At 63.6% G+C, this 19,466-nt stretch carries 14 protein-coding genes and 4 tRNA genes; 13 read left to right on the top strand and 5 right to left on the bottom strand.

All coding sequences use genetic code 11. The features are described from left to right. Together MHX66_RS09980 and MHX66_RS09975 are read left to right on the top strand one after the other, a co-directional pair. Positions 1–959: DUF5979 domain-containing protein (locus MHX66_RS09980; RefSeq protein WP_239202736.1), on the top strand; the 959-nt coding region annotated here is incomplete at its 5' end. A gap of 41 nt (positions 960–1,000) precedes the next feature. Then, positions 1,001–1,147, top strand: coding sequence for a hypothetical protein (locus MHX66_RS09975; RefSeq protein ID WP_192816908.1), 147 nt, complete (start codon positions 1,001–1,003; stop codon positions 1,145–1,147). Between the two features lie 171 nt (positions 1,148–1,318). Here the strand turns inward: MHX66_RS09975 and MHX66_RS09970 are convergent, their stop codons facing one another. Together MHX66_RS09970 and MHX66_RS09965 are read right to left on the bottom strand one after the other, a co-directional pair. Continuing rightward, positions 1,319–2,086 (bottom strand): hypothetical protein, encoded by a 768-nt coding sequence (locus MHX66_RS09970; protein ID WP_239202734.1) that lies wholly within the window; start codon positions 2,084–2,086, stop codon positions 1,319–1,321. 4 nt (positions 2,087–2,090) lie between these two features. Then, a complete protein-coding gene (locus MHX66_RS09965; protein ID WP_239202732.1) occupies positions 2,091–3,227 on the bottom strand; it encodes a pyridoxal phosphate-dependent aminotransferase in 1,137 nt (378 codons plus the stop codon). A 144-nt stretch (positions 3,228–3,371) separates the two neighbouring features. On the opposite strand from MHX66_RS09965, the gene MHX66_RS09960 reads away from it, so the two are divergent. The 6 genes from MHX66_RS09960 (at position 3,372) to MHX66_RS09935 (ending at position 9,156) form a co-directional block, all read left to right on the top strand. Continuing rightward, positions 3,372–3,456, top strand: a tRNA-Ser gene (locus MHX66_RS09960). A gap of 167 nt (positions 3,457–3,623) precedes the next feature. Further along, a tRNA-Arg gene (locus MHX66_RS09955) sits at positions 3,624–3,696 on the top strand. A gap of 452 nt (positions 3,697–4,148) precedes the next feature. Next, a tRNA-Arg gene (locus MHX66_RS09950) sits at positions 4,149–4,221 on the top strand. Positions 4,222–4,970: 749 nt separating this feature from the next. Beyond that, on the top strand, positions 4,971–5,999 hold the full coding sequence (locus tag MHX66_RS09945) for a hypothetical protein (protein ID WP_255717386.1): 1,029 nt from the start codon (positions 4,971–4,973) through the stop codon (positions 5,997–5,999). Between the two features lie 20 nt (positions 6,000–6,019). Beyond that, a complete protein-coding gene (locus MHX66_RS09940; RefSeq protein WP_239202724.1) occupies positions 6,020–7,075 on the top strand; it encodes a trypsin-like serine protease in 1,056 nt (351 codons plus the stop codon). Between the two features lie 986 nt (positions 7,076–8,061). Next, positions 8,062–9,156, top strand: coding sequence for a hypothetical protein (locus tag MHX66_RS09935; protein ID WP_239202722.1), 1,095 nt, complete (start codon positions 8,062–8,064; stop codon positions 9,154–9,156). A gap of 46 nt (positions 9,157–9,202) precedes the next feature. On the opposite strand, the gene MHX66_RS09930 is transcribed toward MHX66_RS09935, so the two are convergent. Then, positions 9,203–10,324 (bottom strand): prephenate dehydrogenase, encoded by a 1,122-nt coding sequence (locus MHX66_RS09930; RefSeq protein ID WP_239202720.1) that lies wholly within the window; start codon positions 10,322–10,324, stop codon positions 9,203–9,205. A 40-nt stretch (positions 10,325–10,364) separates the two neighbouring features. Between MHX66_RS09930 and MHX66_RS09925 the strand changes: the two genes are divergently transcribed. From MHX66_RS09925 to MHX66_RS09905, 5 genes are all read left to right on the top strand, one after another. Continuing rightward, a complete protein-coding gene (locus MHX66_RS09925) occupies positions 10,365–10,892 on the top strand; it encodes a tRNA adenosine deaminase-associated protein (RefSeq protein ID WP_239202718.1) in 528 nt (175 codons plus the stop codon). Between the two features lie 228 nt (positions 10,893–11,120). Continuing rightward, the gene (locus MHX66_RS09920) at positions 11,121–11,549 is read left to right on the top strand and encodes a nucleoside deaminase (protein WP_239202738.1); all 429 of its coding nucleotides are present in this window, start codon (positions 11,121–11,123) and stop codon (positions 11,547–11,549) included. 432 nt (positions 11,550–11,981) lie between these two features. After that, a complete protein-coding gene (locus MHX66_RS09915; protein WP_239202716.1) occupies positions 11,982–12,140 on the top strand; it encodes a hypothetical protein in 159 nt (52 codons plus the stop codon). Between the two features lie 135 nt (positions 12,141–12,275). Next, positions 12,276–12,364, top strand: a tRNA-Ser gene (locus MHX66_RS09910). 1,033 nt (positions 12,365–13,397) lie between these two features. After that, complete coding sequence (locus MHX66_RS09905) at positions 13,398–16,160, top strand: MMPL family transporter (protein ID WP_239202714.1); 2,763 nt, start codon at positions 13,398–13,400, stop codon at positions 16,158–16,160. Here the strand turns inward: MHX66_RS09905 and tgt are convergent. Continuing rightward, a complete protein-coding gene (gene tgt, locus MHX66_RS09900) occupies positions 16,157–17,515 on the bottom strand; it encodes a tRNA guanosine(34) transglycosylase Tgt (RefSeq protein WP_239202712.1) in 1,359 nt (452 codons plus the stop codon). The genes MHX66_RS09905 and tgt overlap by 4 nt on opposite strands. 652 nt (positions 17,516–18,167) lie before the next feature. Then, positions 18,168–19,244: a hypothetical protein gene (locus MHX66_RS09895; RefSeq protein WP_239202711.1), complete on the bottom strand. Its 1,077-nt coding sequence runs from the start codon at positions 19,242–19,244 to the stop codon at positions 18,168–18,170. Positions 19,245–19,466 lie beyond the last annotated feature (222 nt).

The raw sequence follows: 19,466 nt of genomic DNA, 5'->3' as shown, positions 1-19,466 counted from the left end.
TTGATCTCACGTGGACCGACGAAGAGGGTGCGAAGCTAGAGGGCGAAGAGTACCCGGCGCAGATCAAGCTGAAGGCGGGTGAAACGAAGAAGTTTGACAACTTGCCTGCGGGAACAAAGGTAAAGTACGAAGAGTCTACCGATTCTCTCCCTAAGGTAGAAGGAACTACCTGGAATGTTAAGTACCCCGACGGTCAAGAAGCAGTCGTAACTTCGGAGCAGGTCGCTGAAGGGAAGATCCAGAACAGGATGGTTCCGTCGACCGACGTAACGCTCACCAAGAAGGTAACTGGGCCTGCGGCATTCAAGGTTGACGACGATCATGTTTTCCAGGTTGAAGCTACCTGGATGGATGACGAGGGCAATCAGCAGCAGCGCGTTGTTGAGGTTAAGAAGGACGGTTCCGTAAACCTGGAAGGTTTGCCGCTCAACAAGGAAATTACCCTGGTAGAGCGCACTGAGAAGGTATCTGCGTCGGAAGACTCCGAGAATCTGAAGTGGACCGGTATCAACTGGACTGTAGATGGCCCGAACGACGTTGTTCAGGATGAGAATGATCCAAACAAGGCTATCTTGACGCTGAAGGGTAAGGCTGGCGAGCCTGTACAGGTTGATCTAGAGAACAAAACCGGTGGTAAGGGGCTCATTATTATCCCGTTGCCCATCCCACTGCCTCCGTTTGGCGGATCTGGCACTCCCCCGGGATCCAGTGTTGTTCCCCCAGCCCCGGGGGGTAGCACCCCGGGTGGCTCCACCCCAGGTACGGAAACCCCAGGTAGCAGCACTCGCGAAGAGGAACCTTCCAAGGGATCGACTGATTCCTCGCAAGGTAATGAGGATAGCCGAGGCGGACTCCTCGCGATGACCGGTGCCAACGTTGGTGGAGTTCTGATTGTTGCGCTGGCTATGAGTCTTGCCGGTATCGCATTGATGATTCTGCGCCGCCGCAAGCTTTCCTAAGGGATCATCACCAAGTACATAACATGTAGAAAGGAGTTGAAATGCTTATTCTTCCATTGCTGATTGAGATCCCCGAGATCTCTACTACTGGATCTGCTGTTCTCGATGGAATCGGAGGATTGCTGATTCGCCTGTATGACCTGATTGCTGGCACAGGCCTTGAGCGTTTTATCATCGGCTCAAGTTAGTCAGTACTGTTCCCGGTAGTGATCCCCACCCGCCCTAGGGTTTGTTGAGGCTCTCTGAGGCGAGGGTGGTGGGGGTCACTACCGGGTTCCTCCTACAATGGTCCAGAGGCGGACTCTAGGAATGAGCCGCTTCCCGGAGCCACAGCTAGCCCACCAGGGCTAGCTACTTCCCTAGCTGGCGCGGAAAACCTCCGCGACCAGCGGCAACTCCTCGAGCCCCGCTCCCGGTGTACGCACCAGGAGCGGGGCTCCTGGCATTCCAGACACACACTCCACCCACTTCAACCGCCGCGCATCCACCGCCCGGCGCCCCACCTGAAACCACCACAAAGCGTGCCCCACCAACGCCCACGAATCATCCTCAAAACGCACCACAAACTCCCGATCCCCCAACTCCGCGCGGCGCAATCCCTCCAGCGCAGCCGCATTCTGACCCGGCGCCACCGCAAACCCCGCAGCCGTCAGGCGCTCCACCACGCCCAGACGATGCACAAACCCCTCCGCATCCTCCACCACCAAAGGAGCCCCCGCTCGGCACGCCCGCACCGCCTGAAAACGCCACACCACCGGCTGAACCCCCGCACGCCGGCCACGCACAACTGCCCACCCCAGCGGCTCCTCCGGCTCCACGGAAAGCGTTACCAACGGCCCCGAGGCGGCCGTCTCCACCACCACAGTGCGAGGGGCAGGGGAGGCCGAAGGGGCGTCACTAGGTACGTCAGAAAGCGCCCCTGACAGCACTGGGGCGAAAGAATAAGGGTGACGACGCAACAGCTCATCGCACGCCTCCACCAGCTCCGCGTCGGTGGCGTTGAAGCCTACGCCCAACGATTCTAACTGAGCCCACAACTGCGCAAACGGCACCGAAGGCTGAGCCTCCCACGCCGCGCGCAGGCGCTCCACCACGGCGGGGATGTGCGTCGGATCCTCCGGATGCACGGCTCTAGTCGGCCTGCGTGGAGTTAACCAGCCCAGCGGCCGGCAAGGCCCGATCCAGCGCGCGGAGCAGCACATCCGTCTCCTCCGCCGTTGTCACCGTCACGCGCACGCCCTCGCCCGCGAAACACCGCGCGATGACACCCTCGCGCTTCAGAGCCTCGTCCAGCGCCTCCGCGCGCTCGCCCACGTTCAGCCACACAAAATTCGCCTGCGACGGGTACGTCAGTGGCTCGCCTGCCGCGGCTTCGTTGGCGCCGATGCCCTCGGCCTCGCCCCCGTCGGCGCCAGTCGGAGCAACCCCCGCCAAATACGCCTCCACCCGCTCGCGCTCCGTCACCGTCGCGTCCACACGCGCGGCCAGCTCGCCCTGCGCCTGCACGCTCGCGATCCCCGCCGCCTGCGCCAGGGCATTCACACCGAAAGGAATCCCCACCTTATTCACGGCCTCCACCAGCTCCGCCGGCCCGATCAGGTATCCCAGCCGCAGCCCTGCCAGCCCATATGCCTTCGAGAACGTCCGGCAGACCGCCAGGTTTGGGTAGCGCTGCAGCTCCTCCAGCGCCACCGGAGACTCCGCATCCCGGTTGTACTCCACATACGCCTCATCCAGCACAACCGTCACATCCGCAGGCACGCGCCCCATAAACTCACGGAACTCGTCGCGGCTCACCGTCGTGCCCGTCGGATTATTTGGGTTGCACACAAAAACCAAGCGCGTACGCTCGCCGATCGCGTCGCTCATTGCCTTTAGGTCATGACGCCCACTCTTCAGTGGAACACCCACCCCAGCCGCACCGGCGATCTTGCACAGGATTGGATATGCCTCGAACGACCGCCAGGCGTACACAACCTCATCGCCGTCCTTGCAGGTGGCCTGCACCAACTGCTGGCACAGGGCGGAACTGCCATTACCCACGGCGACATCGTCGAGGTCCACGCCCAACCACTGCGCGAGCTTCCCACGCAACGCGCCCGAAGCCATGTCGGGGTAGCGGTTGAGGTTTGAGGTGGCGTCATTAATAACAGCACTAACAGAAGGCAACGGCGACAGCGAAGACTCGTTGGAAGCCAACTTCAGCGCGCCCGGCTGGGTGGAGCCGGGGACGTATGCGGGCAGGGAAGAAAGATCGGGGCGAATCATACTGCACAGTGTAGTGGGCGCCGGAGACAGGGCTGCGGGGAGGTTTCAGGAAGTGGGCGGGATTTTGGGGAAGGTAGGCAGGTTGTGTAGTCTAAGTTCGGTCGAGATTGTGGCATCTGGAAACAGTGCTGCGATACGACGTTCGGAGGCGTGCCAGAGCGGCCGAATGGGGCTCCCTGCTAAGGAGTTGTCCCTTAGGGGACCGCAGGTTCAAATCCTGTCGCCTCCGCAACTTCGACAGAGTGCGTCAGCGCCAGAGCTGCCCACAAAGCTGCCCGGTTACTTGTGGTGAGGTTCCGGGGCTAACAGCTGCGGACAGTGTTGTGGGGCGTGTGGTGCGCCTGTGGTGGTCCGCTGGGATCGTGCCGGCGTGAAGCACTTTGTCGAAGTTTCCAAGCGCCCGTAGCTCAACGGATAGAGCATCTGACTACGGATCAGAAGGTTGGGGGTTCGAATCCCTCCGGGCGCACCGTTTTCCCCTGTGGCTGGCGGTTTACGCCGGCTGCGGGGGTTTCTTTGTGCTCGAATGCTGGGCGGTTGGCATGTGTGCGTACCGCGTGCACACGCACGCGGGAGCATGGGCGCCGCAGGCGATGTGGGGCCGACAGTGGCGGTCGCGTTAGCGAGCGCCTCCGCACAGCGCACACTTCGGCCGCTGAGGCCTCTGGCGCGCGTCGCGCGCCGGGTCTGTAGACCTCCTCCGTTCCGTCCATGGTGCACTGCCTCGTCCCCATGGCGGTCACGCGAACTACTTCATTCCCGTGACGGTCCTGGGTGCTACCTATTTCCCGTGGCGGCCGTGGTTTCATTTCCGCTGGTGAAGTGGGGATTTGTTGTTTTGCTCCCCCGGTGTGTAAAGTTAATCTGCGTTGCAAGGGAAACCTTGCAGACCTAATCGATGCCCTTTGGGGCAGCGGTGATGCGCCCGTAGCTCAACGGATAGAGCATCTGACTACGGATCAGAAGGTTGGGGGTTCGAATCCCTCCGGGCGCACAGATTCCCCGTGGCCAGCGGTTACCCGCCGACCACGGGGGATTTCGCTTTCGCAGACTTTTGCGTTCGGGGGTTCGAAAGGTCGAAGCTCTGTAAGCGCCATAGACGGCCGAAACGGGAGCGGGGGGATACCTGACTAAGGGTGCAGAATTGCGCCCCTCATTCGGAAGGCGCTTGAGAACTGGGCATTCTGCTGCCTGGCGGGGACGGAGGTGTCCCAAATCTTCCACTCTGTTTCTATAACTATCTATTTCTGCAGGTCAGAGCCTTGCAATATTTTGCTGCAGATCTGCTTTTCTTTAAAAGTGGAAGATTTTGGACATTGCCCCTTTTGCGGGTGCTCCAGCGGCGGGAAGGGACCTGGCGGGGTGGGAAAACAGCTCGGCGGGGCGGGGAACTTAGAAGAAACTTACAGGGGGCTTGCAAATGGGCGGCAGGAAATCTTAAGAATCAGAGATTAAAAAAGACAATCGTTCCGCGTAGCGGGCCTGCTCTGGACTTGAGTATGGAGTTTGAACACTGAGTTTGAGCATGGAGTTCGAGCACTGAGTTCGAACACTAAGAATGAGAACTGAAAAGGAGACAGCCGGGTGGTTAAAACACCTATCTCTAGGAGCTCCGCGACAACCCGCGGAGACCAAGCCCTCACCACCGCAAACAGCGCTGAAACGGCAGCCGACGGAACGGCAAATGTAAAGCGCCCGCGCATCCTCGGGCTCGACATCGCCCGCGGACTCGCAATCCTCGGGATGACCTACCTGCACCTTGGTCACCCGCTATGGCAAACGAAGGTGATCCTGTCGGGGCTCCCGGCTGCACTGTTCGCGGTGATCGCAGGCGTGACCATGATGCTCATCTGGACCAATGCAACCGCGCGTACAACCGCACGTGTGACCGCGCAAGCACACAATGCAGCACAGGCGCAGATCCAGACGCCGACGCATGCTGGCACGGACCACGCAGCTCCAGAGCGTGCGAGAGCGCACAAGGCCCACACCACGCAGACCATCGCGAAGCTTGTAGCCCGCGGGGCGCTCATCACCCTCATCGGCCTGGCGCTTCTGCCCGCCGGAGGGGCGATCCAGGTCGTGCTGGTCGTCCTCGGCGCGACGATGCTCGCCACCGCCTGGGTGCCTTCACTGCCGACGGCCGCGAAAGTCGCGCTCCTGCTGATCGCCACAGCCGCCGCCACGTGGCGCTACGCCCCTCTGGAACTCCCGCTTCCGTACCCACACCTCGCGTGGGTCGCGTACATCCTGGCCGGGATGATCCTCTTCGACGTGTACGTGGGAAAGGACGGCACGGGGGCTGGTGGCGTCACAAAGATAACAACCGCAATCGCCTGCCTCGCCGCAGCAGTAGGCTTCTACCTGCGATTTCAAATCGACCTGCCCGGCTGGGCGCGCGCGACCGGGCACACGGGCGTGCTGGGCGAGATCGTGCTCTCCATCGCCGTCGCCGCCATCGTGCTGCACCTGAGCCTGATCGTCGGACGCCGCGTGCGGGCCACGAATCCGCTGGTCGCACTGGGTTCGATGGCGCTGACGGTGTACATCCTGCACGTGCTTTCGGCCCTGTGGTGGCAGACGCACGTGTCGCTGCACTCGGACCTGTGGGCGGCGGCGTTTATCGCGGCGTTCCTGGTGTTCGCGTGGGCGTGGAAGAAGCTGGCTGCCGGGGCGGCGCGGAAGTTGTTTGCAGGGCAAGGGCCAGCGGAGCGATGCGTCGCGCAGGTGGTCCGGCTGATCGCGGGGGAACGAACGGGAGAGCGAGCATGAGGAGCAGTAAGAGGAGCAGCATGAGGAAACTAGCATCACGAATGGCAGCCATCGCGGCCACGGCAGCCCTGTCCGGCGCGTGCGTGACTCCCGCCAGCGCGCTGGAATACGGCGAGCACGCACCGGACAATGCGGAGTCGCGGACGGTCGCATCACTGCGCATCGGGCGCGTCGGCAACTTCGGCGACTGCACGGGCACTCTCGTGGCCCCGCAGTGGGTGCTGACGGCGCGGCACTGCCTGGAATCCGTCTCCAACGAGGGCACGCAGGCGCGCATCGCGGGTGCTGTCTACGACGCGGATTCGTGGTCGCTGTCGCCTGTTATGGACGCCGGGCTCTTGCACCTCACCAAGCCCGTCGAGGGAGTCGAGCCGGCGGAGCTGGCCGATAGCATGCCGGGCGTGGGCGACGAGGGGAATCTCTACGGCTGGAGCAGCAGCTCGCTGATGGCGCGCAAGGGCGATCTGCCGGTGGCGCGGATGCGAGTGCGGGAAGTTCTCGCCGGGCCGGGCGCTGGTGGTTCACCAGCGCCGGCCGCGCCGGCCCCGGAGGTTTCCGGAAACTCCGGCGCGCCGAAGTCTTCCGCTTCCGTGGAAGCTGCCAGCCCCGAAGGCGTGGAGTCCGTTCCCGCCGAGATCGCCATGGGGGGCGGGGAGGTTTCCACAGGTGAGACGGGTGGCGTCATGCCAAAAATCGTCGGCGGAATCCTCGAGGCAGAGTCCCTCTCGCGCGCTGCGATGCAGGGTGGCGACTCGGGCGCGCCGTTCTTCGTCGGCGGCAAACTCGCAGGCCTCGCGACTGCGGGCACGGCCAACGGAGACCCGGACCTGCCCTCGCCGACGGGGGCCATCACTACGCTTTCGGACGCCGCAGCCTGGATCGAGGACGTCACCAGCGGGCGCGATACTTCCAGCGTGTTGACAGCGGACACCACTCCTGCCCCACCGAAAACGCCCCAGACCAGCGGAGACTACGTCGGGCGATACCTTGTGGTGGCTGCGGCCGGGTTGGTGCTGGCGTTTGCGCTGGGCCGACTCGGTCGGCGGGGACGGCTGGGAGCGTCGGAGCCGGCCTAGCCGGCGGACTGGCCTAGCCGGCGGGCAGGAAGCGTTCGCGCCGAGCCTGAACGGCGCCTGACGCCGTGCCGAGCCTGACTCTGTGGGCGGAAGATGCTCGGGGCGCGGCGGGCTTAACCGGCGTCTGGCACCGCGCTGAGCCTGGCTCTGTGGGCGGGATGTCCCAAATTCCACGTCTTAGAATATAACTATTATGTTTGCGCAGGTCAGCGGCTTGCGAAATTTGGCTGCAAACCCGCTACTTTCAATAACTCGAAGATTTGGGACATCGCTTCTCCGGAGGCTGTGGCTGCAGTGCGCCTGTAGCAAGTCCGTGGGCGCGTCGGTGGCAGGTCTGCAGGCAGATGCGGTGGGGTTGGATTTAGGTCGAAGCGCTGTAAGCGTCATAGGCGGCCGAAACGAGGGCAGGGGATACCTGAGTGAGGACGCGAAATTGCGCTTCCCATTCGGAAATTGCCCAAAATCGGGTCTTGCGGTGGCCTGGCGCGAAGGGGGATGTCCCAAATCTTCCACTCTGTTTTTATAACTATCTGTTTGTGCAGGTCAGGGGCGTGCGAAATTTTGCTGCAAACCTGCTTTTCGTCGAAAGTGGAAGATTTGGGACATCTGGGCTTTCGCAAGTGCTCCTGCCGGGACTGAAGGAGGCCCAAGCGGGCTCAAATGGGAGGGGGGTGGGCGGCTTTGGGGCGAAGCTGGAGAGGTCTATGGGGAGTCTTGCCACTGGAGAAGCAAGCGCGCCATCGCTGGAGGTTAAGAGTATTGCCGGAGGGGGTTAAGAGTCTCGACAACGGGAGTGTATGGGGCGCGAGCCTGGGTATTCCTGGCTAGACTGAACGCGATCGCTCTCGGCGGTGATTTGTCGCACAGTCGCCACGCTGCGCGGAAGTGCTGGGCGGCGGAGACGCCGCGTGGCGGAAGTGATAGGCAGCGGAGAATGCGCCGCCGAGACGGAAGAGTTCGAAGAAACAGCTGGTCAAGGAGGGAAGATGGCGAGCAATGAGCGCCCCGAAGGCGAGGCACAGGCCGCCGGGCAGCAGGGCGTTGCCGCCGGGCCCGGCGAGCCCGAAGGGCAGCCGCGGAGCGGAGGTGCCGGCGGCCGCGGCACACGCGGCGGACTCGTCGCAGGCCTCGCAGTGGGAGCAGCTGTCCTCGCCATCACGGTCGGTTTGGTGATGGGGCTAAACGGCGGAGATGGGGGCGTCACTAAGAAGGGCGAAGAGAGCGCACCCGCCGCCAACACCGCCGCCGCGCCCGACAGTAACGGCAGCGACGGCAACGACAGCACCGACGGCGCAGACGCCACCCCGCCGACCGACGAGGAACAGCAGGCGAAGCTGGACAAGCTGGCGGCGGACATCGCCGAGAAGAACAACGTGCAGGTCGGAGTGGCAATCCTCGGGCAGGAAGGCCCTCTGCACGCAGGCAAGCTCAACGAGGAAGGTGCCTGGTCGACGATCAAGGTGCCGATCGCCGGCGCGGTCGAGGAGAAACTGCGCCACGCGGAAGCCCACGGCCAGCCCGCCCCGCGCGCTGCGATGGAAGCCGACATGGACGCGGCGATCCACCATTCGGATAATGACGCCGCTTTTCGGCTCTGGATGTATGTCGGCGACGGCTCGGACCGTACCGCCTCCTACAAAGTGCGCGATTACATGCACCGCGTAGGCGACCCGACGAACGCGGCGAAGCAGTTTGAAGACGGGGTTTACTTCGGGTTCGGCGCGATTAAGTGGAAGTTGACGGACCAGGTGAAATTCATGAACGGGTTCCGGTGCATGAATGGCTCTGAGAAGGTGCTGGAGCGCATGGGGCACATCATCCCGGAGCACAGCTACGGCCTGGCGAAAATCAAGGGCGCGCAGTTCAAGGGCGGCTGGGGGCCGGAGCCGGACGGGCGTTTCATCTACCGGCAGCTGGGCCTGGTGCCCGGGTCGGACGGGGAAATGACCCCCGTGGCGATTATGGCGATCCCCAACGATGGGTTTGAACCGACTGCGTGGGAGGGCGTGGATGCCCTGGCGAAGGGCCTGCCCGACGTGCTGGAAGGCGCCCCGCCGGCGAAGACAAAGGACGACTGCTAGCGCGGGCGCCGCTGTGCCCGCGGTTTGGCCGCGCGGCACCCCGGCGCTAGAATATGCCGATCTGCGCGCCCATGGACTCCGCCGAGCGAAGCTGATCCAGCCAGCCCGGCGCCCCCGGCCGCACGCGGATAATCGGCCGGTTGGAGGCATCGCCCTTGTTGCGGCCTGCCCGCGCCTCGAAGCGCCCGCGCGCGGCGTGGCCGTCCTCGGCAAGTGTTTTTAGGGAACGATCCGGGTGGGCGATATCCTCCCGCGCAGTCTGCAGCAGCTCGATGGCCTGGTCCAAGGCCTCCAGCACGGCGGGGCGGTTGTTCTCCACCATCGCGCGCACCAGGTCCGGATCCGTGCCAGCCACGCGCGTGCCGTCGCGGAAACTTGACGCCGCCAGGCTCAGCGCCAGCGGACCTCCACTATCGCCGGCGACTGCCAGCGCCTCGGCGAGGATGTGCGGCAGGTGGCTGACACGCCCCACGGCACTGTCATGCCGCCGTGCGATGGCGGGGATGACCGACGCGCCGACCTCCTCGGCCAGCCCGACCACGCGCACCCACGTATCCAGCCAGCGCTTGCTGATCGCGTCGGCATCGGCGCCGGGAGCCTCTGCCGCGCTGGAACTTGCACCTGCGGACGCGCCTGCCGCGCCGCCCGTGCTTGCGCCAGCCCCCGCAAGCTCCCGCGCGTTGTCATAAGTCACGACCCAGACGGCACCCCGGAACAGCCCGTGCATCGTCGCCTGCCAGCCCGAGTTCGCGGTGCCAGCCATCGGATGCCCGCCCACGAAGCGATCGGACATGCCCTTCGCCTCCACGAGGTCGTGTACCTCCTGCTTCACGCTGGTCACGTCCGTAAAGCCGCAGGTCGGGGCGTGCTGAGATATGGCGTCAAGAAGAAAAGACAGCGCGGGCATCGGCACGCCAAGGATCAAGAGCGCATCGGCCTCCTCGGCGCGGCGGAGCGTTGCCTCCAGGTCAGCCGAGACGTCGTAGCCGTCGCGGCGCGCGCGGGTGACGGTTTTCTCCGACCGATTCCAGCCGAATACGGGCCAGCCGGCGGCCTGCGCATCGCGCATCAGCGAGCCGCCGATCAGCCCCAGACCCAGGATGCACAGCGGACGGCGGTCCTCGGGGAGGGTGCTCAGGCGGTAGTCGGAAGAAATTTCGTGGCTCACGCTACCCAGTGTTCCACAAAGCCGACTAGCGTTGGAAGGCATGAGCACCGACAGCTTCGATAACGGCAGCAGCGACGGCGGCGACCTGACCTTCGCAGTCTCCGCCATCCGCACCGACGGCCACTGGCATCTGCGCGAACTCCCCACCCGCGCGACGGAAAGCCTGCCCGACCTCATCGCGGAGTTGCGAGCCTCGCGCGCGGAAGGCCCGGTCGTGGGGTTGCTGTGCATCGAGGACGACTGGTCCGTTGTGCTCCGCCCGGTGCCGAGCGGCGTGCGGATCTTACTTAGTGACGCCACCGCCGCGTTGGACTACGACATTGCCAGCGAGGTGCTGGACACTCTGGATATTGACGAGCCTTCGGAAGAGGAGGCCGACGCTTCGGACGACCCGTGGCCCGAGGGCGACTTCGACCTGCTGGAGGACTTGGGTGCGAGCGAGCAGATAATGTCCATCATCTTCTATGACGATGACCTGTACGGGGCGGAGCAGGTTCTGCGCGTGGCGGACGAGCTGGGATTCGCCGACGAGCTGGCGGACCTGGTGGGCGTGGAGCTGGAGTTCTAGCCGGTGGGGGTGGAGGACGCGCCGGGTGCGTGTGGTGCCGCCGGCGGGCGGCGCCGCGTGGGCGGCGCCGTGCCCGGGCCGGCTGAGGCTCGCGTGGGCGACGGGGCTGAGGCGTCCGGCGAGGTTGAGGCTCGCGTGGGCGGCGGGGCTGAGATGCGCGGCGGGGCTGAGGTGTGCGTGGGCGACGGGTTGCCGCAGGTCGCCGGGGATGCGCGCGCGGAAGCGCTGATGCGCCGCGCCTTGGAGATTGCCGCGGAGACTCCCGCCGGGGACGTTCCCGTCGGAGCTGTGATTCTCGGCCCGGATGGCCGGGAACTCGGGCGGGGCGTTAACCGGCGCGAGGCCGACAATGATCCCACCGCACACGCGGAGATCCTCGCCATCCGGGAAGCCGTGCAGGAGCTCGGAGACGCCTGGCGTCTGGAAAACTGCACGCTGGTGGTCACTCTGGAACCCTGCGCCATGTGTGCGGGGGCGCTGGTCGGGGCGCGAATTGGCAGCATCATCTTCGGGGCCTACGAGCCCCGCACCGGGGCGTGCGGCAGCGTCTGGGACGTGCCGCGGGAGTCCCCACTGCACTGGGCGGAGGTCCGCGGAGGCGTGCTGGCCGGGGAGTGCGAAGAACTGCCGCGGCAGTTCTTCGCCCGCCTGCGCTAGGCGCGCGCGAGCCCGCGCTTGCCCGCCCGCGCACTCACGCCTTCGCCGGCCGGTGGTGCTCGAACGCTGGAATGCTCCGCGACTGGAGCCCTCCGAGCATCGCCGGCGGAGCAGGCGCGAGGCCTTCTTCAAATCTTCCGGCCAGTCGCCCTTCTGGACACTCTCGGCGGATCAGCTGCGAGGCCCCAAAGAGGAGTGAGGATGCGGAGGATGAGGGGGCGTCATTAAGTGTTATAGAAAATTAATGAGCGGTGCTGAACAGTGCTTTTGCGAGTGGAATGGGCGTCTGAGGGCTGGGGAGGCGGCTCGGCGGTGGCGAGGAATCCAGAACGAACCTACGTTGGAAATTGAGCGTCCTGGTCGTACGAATGCTGCGGCTAGGGCGCACAAGTTAGAACAAAGTTAGCGACTAGAAGACACAAGGAGAGATCAATGGATCTGAACAAGGCAAAGGATCTGGCAGGCGAGCACCGCGACAAGATTCAGGACGGTGCCGACAAGGCCATCGACAGCAAGCTGGACGGCGACAAGGCTGACAAGGCTAAGGACGGCCTGAACAAGGGCATGGACAAGGTCTTCGGCGACAAGTAAGGCTGAAACCGCTAAGGCGGGGAGCCCGCTGCGAACTGGTGGAGGTTCGCGGCGGGCTTTCGCGTGTGTAAGGCAGGGTTTTGTTGCGAAAATGCGGGGGTGTTACGCTAGTACGAGTCTGCAATCGCTGACTATGGTGGCGTGTCCGAGCGGCCGAAGGTGCTCGCCTCGAAAGCGAGTGTTGTTAGTAGCAACCGAGGGTTCAAATCCCTCCGCCACCGCCAAAATTTTTTACCGCGTGCTGTTTTCCGGTTGAACATTGGGATGGCGCGCGGTTTTTGCGTGCGCGGGGGCTTGGGTTCTGGTGCGCGGGGTGGGCGGCTGGGTGCGTGGGGCTGGGAGTTGCGTGAGCGAGATGTGCGGACGGGTGTGTAGGGCTGGGAATGAGGGGCGCTGGGGCGGGGATGTCCCAGATTCCACGTATTAGAATATAACTATTCGATTTGCGCAGGTCAGAGGGTCGCAAAATTTAGCTGCAGATGTACTACTTTCAATAACTCGACGATTTGGGACATTGAGCCTCGGGGCAAGGTGTCTGCGGCCGGAGATGGGCTGGTTTTGGCGAAGTTAGAACGCTCTGCCGGAGGGGTGTGAAAGAGGGTGAAGCGTTGTAAGCGTTGTAGACGGCCTAAAGGCGGCTGGGGGATACCTCAGTAAGGGTGCAAAACTGCGCCCCGCATTCGGGGAATGCGCCGAAAGGGTACTTGGAAGGCGTGGTAGGCGGTTGTGGGCATGGGGAGGTGTCCCAAATCTTCCACTCTGTTTTTATAACTTTCCGTTTCTGCAGGTCAGAGGGCTGCGAAAATCTGCCGCAAACCTGCTACTCGCCGAAAGTGGAAGATTTGGGACATTTGCCCTTGGACTGGGTGCGCTGCCGCCTGCAGTTGGCTTGTGGTTGACCTGGAGTCTGCCCGAAAAGCGCGCTGGGAAGTCAGGGCGCGCCCGGGAAGGTAAGGCCTGCCCGGGGGCAAGATCCAGCCCGGGGAGCCAAGGTCCACCCGGAAGCTTTGGCAACACACGTCACAACTGTCACAACCCACCTGGGCTTTTGGCTACTGTAGGATGTATATTTCGAGAACTGTCTGCGTTGTGGGAAGCATCCCGTGGGTGACGTCCGCCCAGCAGGTGTGCTGCCCAAACATTGTCACAAACGCAACACAGCACGAACGCAAACCTCAAGACAGAGCAAAACGCAAGACAGCACGAACGCAAACGCAAGGTCCTACACACACTCAAAAGCCGGCGGAAGGTCAACCAGTGGCGAAAATCCTGTTTAACCTCGGACGATGGTCCTACCTGCACAAGAAGCGGGTGATCGCCGCCTGGTTGCTACTGTTCGTCGGCATCGCGGCAGCAGCGCTGGGATTCCAAAAGGGTTTCAACGATATCTTTGAAATCAAAGATGTGCCCTCCACGCACGCCACGGAAATGCTCCAAGAGAAATTCCCGGGCACCAAAAACCCCGCCGAATCCACCGACGTCAACATCGTCTTCGGAGCCCCCGAGGGGAAGAAACTCGAAGACCCAGAGTTGATGGCGGCAATGGATGAGACGGTGGCGTCATTAAGAAATAACGTGCCCGACTTCAAAGAGGGCATGCAGTTCGGCAACCCCGTAGAGCTCAACGACAAGCTGGGCAAAATGCTCGTCGACCAGATGACGAAGCAGGGCATGCCCGAAGCCACCGCGAAATCCGACGCGGAGAACCTGCGGATGTACTCCGCCGACGGACGCTACGGCACCATGAGCTTCAGCTACGACGTGCCGCTGCCCGCCGACGTGACCGACGAGGATCGGCAGGCGGTGTACGACGCGATCCAGATCTCGCGCGACGCCGGCATGGACGTGGAGGTCGGCGGCCCCGGCTTCGGCGACCCCATCGCCGTCGAGCCGATCTCGGAGATCGCGGGCGTGGTGGTCGCGCTGATCATCCTGTTCTTCACGTTCGGTTCGCTGCTGGCGGCTGGGTTGCCGCTGGCTACCGCGATCGTGGGCGTGGGCATTGGCGCGCTGGTGACGGTGGGTGCGACGGCGGTGCTGCCGCTGAACTCCATCACGCCGACGCTGGGCCTGATGATCGGCCTGGCCGTCGGCATCGACTACGCGCTGTTCATTATGTCGCGCTACCGCGACGAGCTGCGGCAGGGGCGGTCGCGCCCGGATGCGATTGGCCTGGCCGCGGGAACTGCGGGTTCGGCGGTGGTGTTCGCGGGCCTGACGGTGACGATCGCGCTGGTCGGCCTGCGCCTGGCGGACATTCCGTTCCTGTCGTACATGGGTTACTTCGCGGCGGTCAGTGTGATGGTCGCGGTGGCTGTGGCACTGACGTTTTTGCCCGCGCTGCTGGGGGCGTGTGGCTCGCGGGTCTTTCGTAAGGACGCCACGTTTGGCGCTCAGTACGCCTCCGCCCTCGTGGGGGAGGATGCGGCGCACGGGTATTTCACGGGTGGTCCGGCGGGGCGCGGGCGTGCGGTTCGCGTTGGCAGGGATGACGTGGCTGGCGGGGCTGGCGCTGAGGCTGGCGACGGGGCTGGCGTGGTTGACGCTGGCGAGGATGAAAGTGTCGGCGCTGAAGCTGCGGCCGGCGCGAGCGCTGCGCGCGCGGTAGCGCGCGGGGAGCATCAGCGCGCGGGCGACGGCCAGCACAAGCAAGGCCTGGCGAGCCGCTGGATCAGGCTGGTGTACAGCTTCCCGGGAATTTCCATTGCGGTGGTGATGCTGGTGCTGGCCGCGCTGACTCTCCCGGCGCTGAACCTGCAGCTTTCGCTGCCGAATGACAAGACGTCAAACGTGGACTCCACACAGCGGAAGTCCGCCGAGATGCTCGAGGCGGGCTTCGGCCCAGGCCGCAATGCTCCGTTCCTGGTGGTCGTCAACGGCGAGAACGCAAGCCCGGATTCGCCGGCGCTCGCCACCTATATCCAGGGTCAGGCGGACGCGCGGGGCGCGGGAGACTCCCGGGCAGCTGAAGCTGAGGGCGGAGATGCCCCGGACGCGCCGGGTGCGGCGCCCGGCCAGGGCGCAGAAGGCGCAGAGGCGGGCCAGGGCGCTGGCGACAAGACCAAGGCCGCGGCGCAGGCGTCATTTATCTACGCGATGGAGAACCTCGGCAGCAACATTCATGTGAAGCACGCGCAGCTCATCGGCCAGAGCGAGGATGGGCTCGCCGCGCAGCTGCTGATCACGCCCGTCGGCGGCCCGACCGAGGAGAGCACCGCCACGCTCATCCACGCGCTGCGCGGGCAGCAGAACGTGATCGAACAGGAAACCGGCGTGGACATGGGCATCACTGGGCTGATCCCCATCCAGCAGGACGTCACCGACCAACTGTCGAACGCTATGCCGATATACCTCCTGCTGGTCGTCGGGTTGGCGCTCGTGCTGCTGCTGATGATCTTCCGTAGCATCACTGTGCCGATCATGGCGGCACTCGGATTCCTGCTCTCCGTCGGCGGTGCCTTCGGACTGACCGTGCTGGTCTGGCAGGAAGGCTGGGCCGGGCTCTGGAGCTCGCCGGGGCCGCTGATCAGCTTCATGCCGATCTTCCTCATCGGCGTGACCTTCGGGCTCGCGATGGATTACCAAATGTTCATCGTGTCGCGCATGCGAGAACGCTTCAAGCACGAATCCTTCGAGGCCGCGAAGACATCCACGTACACGCCCGTCGAAGACTCCGTGGTGTTCGGCTTTGGCATGGGTGCGAAGGTCGTGACCGTGGCAGCGCTGATCATGATCGGCGTGTTCGCCAGCTTCATCTTCCAGCCGCTGCCGTTCGTGCAGATCTTCGGCTTCGCGCTGGGCGCCGCCGTGCTGTTCGACGCCTTCCTCGTGCGCATGACCTTCATCCCCGCCATGATGGTTCTGCTCGGCAAGGCCACCTGGTACATGCCCAAGTGGCTGGACCGCATACTACCGACCTTCGATGTTGAAGGCTCGCAGCTGGAGCGCGACTTCCGCTCCGGCGAGATCCAGCGCTTCGACGACGACGGGCGCGCGCTGGAGCCGGCGGAAGCGCGCTAACCCAGCCGCTCCCGCCAGGTCGGGCCGTAGTAGCGCCCCATGAACTCCTCCCGGAACTCATAGAAACGCCCCTGCTCCATGGACTCGCGAATCCGGTCCACCAACCCCACCATGAAATGCAGATTGTGCAGGGTACACAACGTCCCGGCCAGATACTCCTTCGCCTTCAACAAGTGGTGAATATAAGCGCGCGAATAATTCTCCGAGACATAACCGCCTACTGCGGCGTCAATAGGAGAAAAATCTTTCTTAAACCGCGCACCCATAAGATTCAACCGACCTTCCAGCGTGTACACGCCACCGCGGCGGCCCAGGCGAGTCGGCGCGACGCAATCGAACGTATCCGCGCCGGCCTCGATCGCCGTGAACAGGTCATCCGGCTCCGAAATGCCGAGTAGGTGGCGGGGCTTATCCTCCGGCAGCTCCTCGGCAACCCAGCGGACGATCGTGCCGAGGTTCTCCTTCTCCAGCGCGCCGCCGATGCCGAAGCCGCCGAAACCGCGGTTGCCCTGCGCCTCCGCCTCCTCGGATAGCTGCACCAGCCCGCGGGCGGCCTGCCTGCGCAGATCCTCGTACTGCGCGCCCTGTACCACGCCCCACAGAGACTGCAGCGGGCGGTGCGTGCGCAAGTCCGTGAGCCGCTGGTGCTCCGCCAGGCAACGGCGAGCCCAGCGATGCGTGCGCGCGACGGATTGCTCCTGGTAGGGGCGGGTATTCGCCAGCGTGGTGAGCTCGTCGAACGCAAACATAATGTCCGCGCCCAGCTGGTGTTGGATCTGCATCGACACCTCCGGCGTGAAGCGGTGCTTGCTGCCGTCGATAACACTGCGGAAATCCACGCCGTCCTCGTCGACCACGGCCATGCGCTTCTTCTGCTGCTGGATGATGTCCGCCTCGCTGCGGCTTTTCGTGTCCATGGCCAGGACTTTCTTGTAGCCCACGCCGAGGCTCATGACCTGGAAGCCGCCGGAGTCCGTGTACGTCGGCCCGTGCCAGTTCTCGAAGGCTGCGAGTCCGCCGCCCTCGTCCACGATGTCCGGGCCCGGCTGAAGGTACAGGTGGTACGCGTTGGAAAGCATCGCCTGCGCGCCCGTCGACCGCACCTGCTCGGGCGTGAGGGTCTTGACCGTTGCTTTCGTCGCCACCGGGATGAACGCTGGGGTGTGGATGTTCCCATGCGGAGTCTTTATGACGCCCGTACGCCCCAGCCCGCCCGCGCTTCCGTTCGCTTGCCCGCTTGCCTTCCTACTCGCCTGCCCGGCCCCCTGCTTGCCTGCTGTTTCGTCCAGGCGGGAGGTTACCTCGAAGGATAGGTCTGCGGCGCCCGCGCTGGTGTTTCCCTGATTGTCGGCCATGGCGCCCTATTTTATCCTCCGCTTCCGCCGGCGCCCCTTTCACGCGGCCGGTTTCCCCTCCCACACCGCCGATTCCTTCTCCCACGGCGCCGATTCCCTCCCTCGCATTGCCGAGTCTCCCTCCCGCTCAGCTGACTCCCCACACCCATTCCTCCCCATTCCCATGCCCAGGTTCCCACACTGTCACATGAGCCCCACTGGCCCCACCCTCTATTCAGGCCCGCTAGCCAAACGCTTCCCTTCCTCAGCTGATGCCACATCAGCCCCACTGGCCTCAAAGCTGCCGTGCGCCAGGGTGGTCTAAAACGCAAATGTCCCAAATCTTCCACTTTTGGCAGATAGCAAGTCTGAAGTAAAAATTTATACCCTTTTTGACCTGCGCAAATAGAAAGTTATAAAAACAGAGTGGAAGATTTGGGACATTTGGCTGCCTTGGTGTCGGAAATCTTGCAATACGGTGCTAGCGCGTCAGGCTGATCGGCGCATCCTGAACCCTCTCGGCGCGAAGAAAATCGCTTAAATGGGCTTAGAATCGCCCTGCCGGATTTGGCGTCTTCCATGCCGACTCGATGTATGCCTTACCGGCGAATTTACTCCTGCGCCGACGCTATTCTTCCCCCTTAGGAAAGCAATTACCTCCTGCCAGGAGCTGCTATTCCCACGCCGGAACACCTCCCCGGTAGTTGGTGGCGGGGAACTCGAGGCCTTGCTGCGTCATTTGCTTATGAATCCTGCAGATGTCCGCCACAGCACTCCCATCGCGGAAGTTATCGCGATCCACTCGGTAAATGCGCAGGCCCAGGTTCTGCAGTTTCCGCTCGCGTTCGCGCTCGCTGAGGATCTGCCGCGCGGCGAAAACCTCTTCGTTGATCACGCTGCCCGTGCCCAGCGTGAAGCTGGCGCCAGCCTTGGCCATGCCGGGCTGGTATTTCCCCTGACCGTCATACTCGATCACCAACCCGCAGGGATAGAAAAAGTCCACGCGACCTGCGAAGTAACCCTCGTAGTGCAGCTCCACTTGCTGCAGGGGTGCAGGCAGTCCGGCTTCCCACAGTTTCACTTTCAGCTCGGATTCTCGTGGGCTCTCGGATGCGCCGTTGATCAGTCGAAGAGCTTTCGTGACCTCGCTGAAACCTCGTAGGTTCAGCGCTGATTGAAGGTATTCACGAACTTCTGCAATAAATACTTCTGCTGCATCGCTGCCGTACTTCGTCTGAACAATCGACTCTGCTACCACGACTGCATCCGCCACGCTATGCCACCGGGCTAGGTCGATTATTGAGTCGTGGATGCCGGTTAGGCGAATTTCGCGCGGACCGTTGGCGGTGGTGATCAGTATTTCTTCCGTTCTCCGCCACGAGCCAGCGTGCAGTGGTCGGATGATTCGATTGTCGGAAACCTTGCGAGTTCCCGTCGGCGGGTAGTACCCGATCTCCGCGTTCGGGTCCGCCCGCCCCGCGATCGGCAACCCGTGCAGCAGCGCCGCGGAGCGACCGCACAGCACACCGTTTGTGCAGCTCAGGCCGTGTGCGATCGCATGGAGGCGCACCTTTTCGTCTCGCGGCAGCGCATCCCAGTGCACCCGCTCGGCGTAGATCCCCGGCGCAATCTTGTAGTGACGCCGCCCGCGCGCCAGCCCTCGCCGCGCACCGCTCGGAAGCTCTTTCGCCTCGATGAGCAGCGTTGTTGTTGTCTTTTCTTTGTGACGCCCCCACGCCAACGAATTCACATTTCCCCCACATGTTGAGCTTGCCCCCTTGGCTTTAGAGTATCGCAGAAAAGTATCGCAGGCCCGAGGGGTAGCCTTGCCAGGGATACCGGAAGACCGGGCGACCGGACGTAGGAGGCGACGGCATGGTGCGAGCAGCGGAGCAGGCGGAGGCCACGGGCGGGGAACAGCGGGGTTTGGAAGCGCGAGCAGTGGAGGCTGCGATAGCGGAGCGGGTGGGGG

It is taken from the genome of Corynebacterium sp. ACRPH (genome assembly GCF_022347285.1).
In the GTDB taxonomy this organism is placed as follows: Bacteria; Actinomycetota; Actinomycetes; order Mycobacteriales; family Mycobacteriaceae; genus Corynebacterium.
This window is presented reverse-complemented; position numbering and strand designations above follow the sequence as displayed.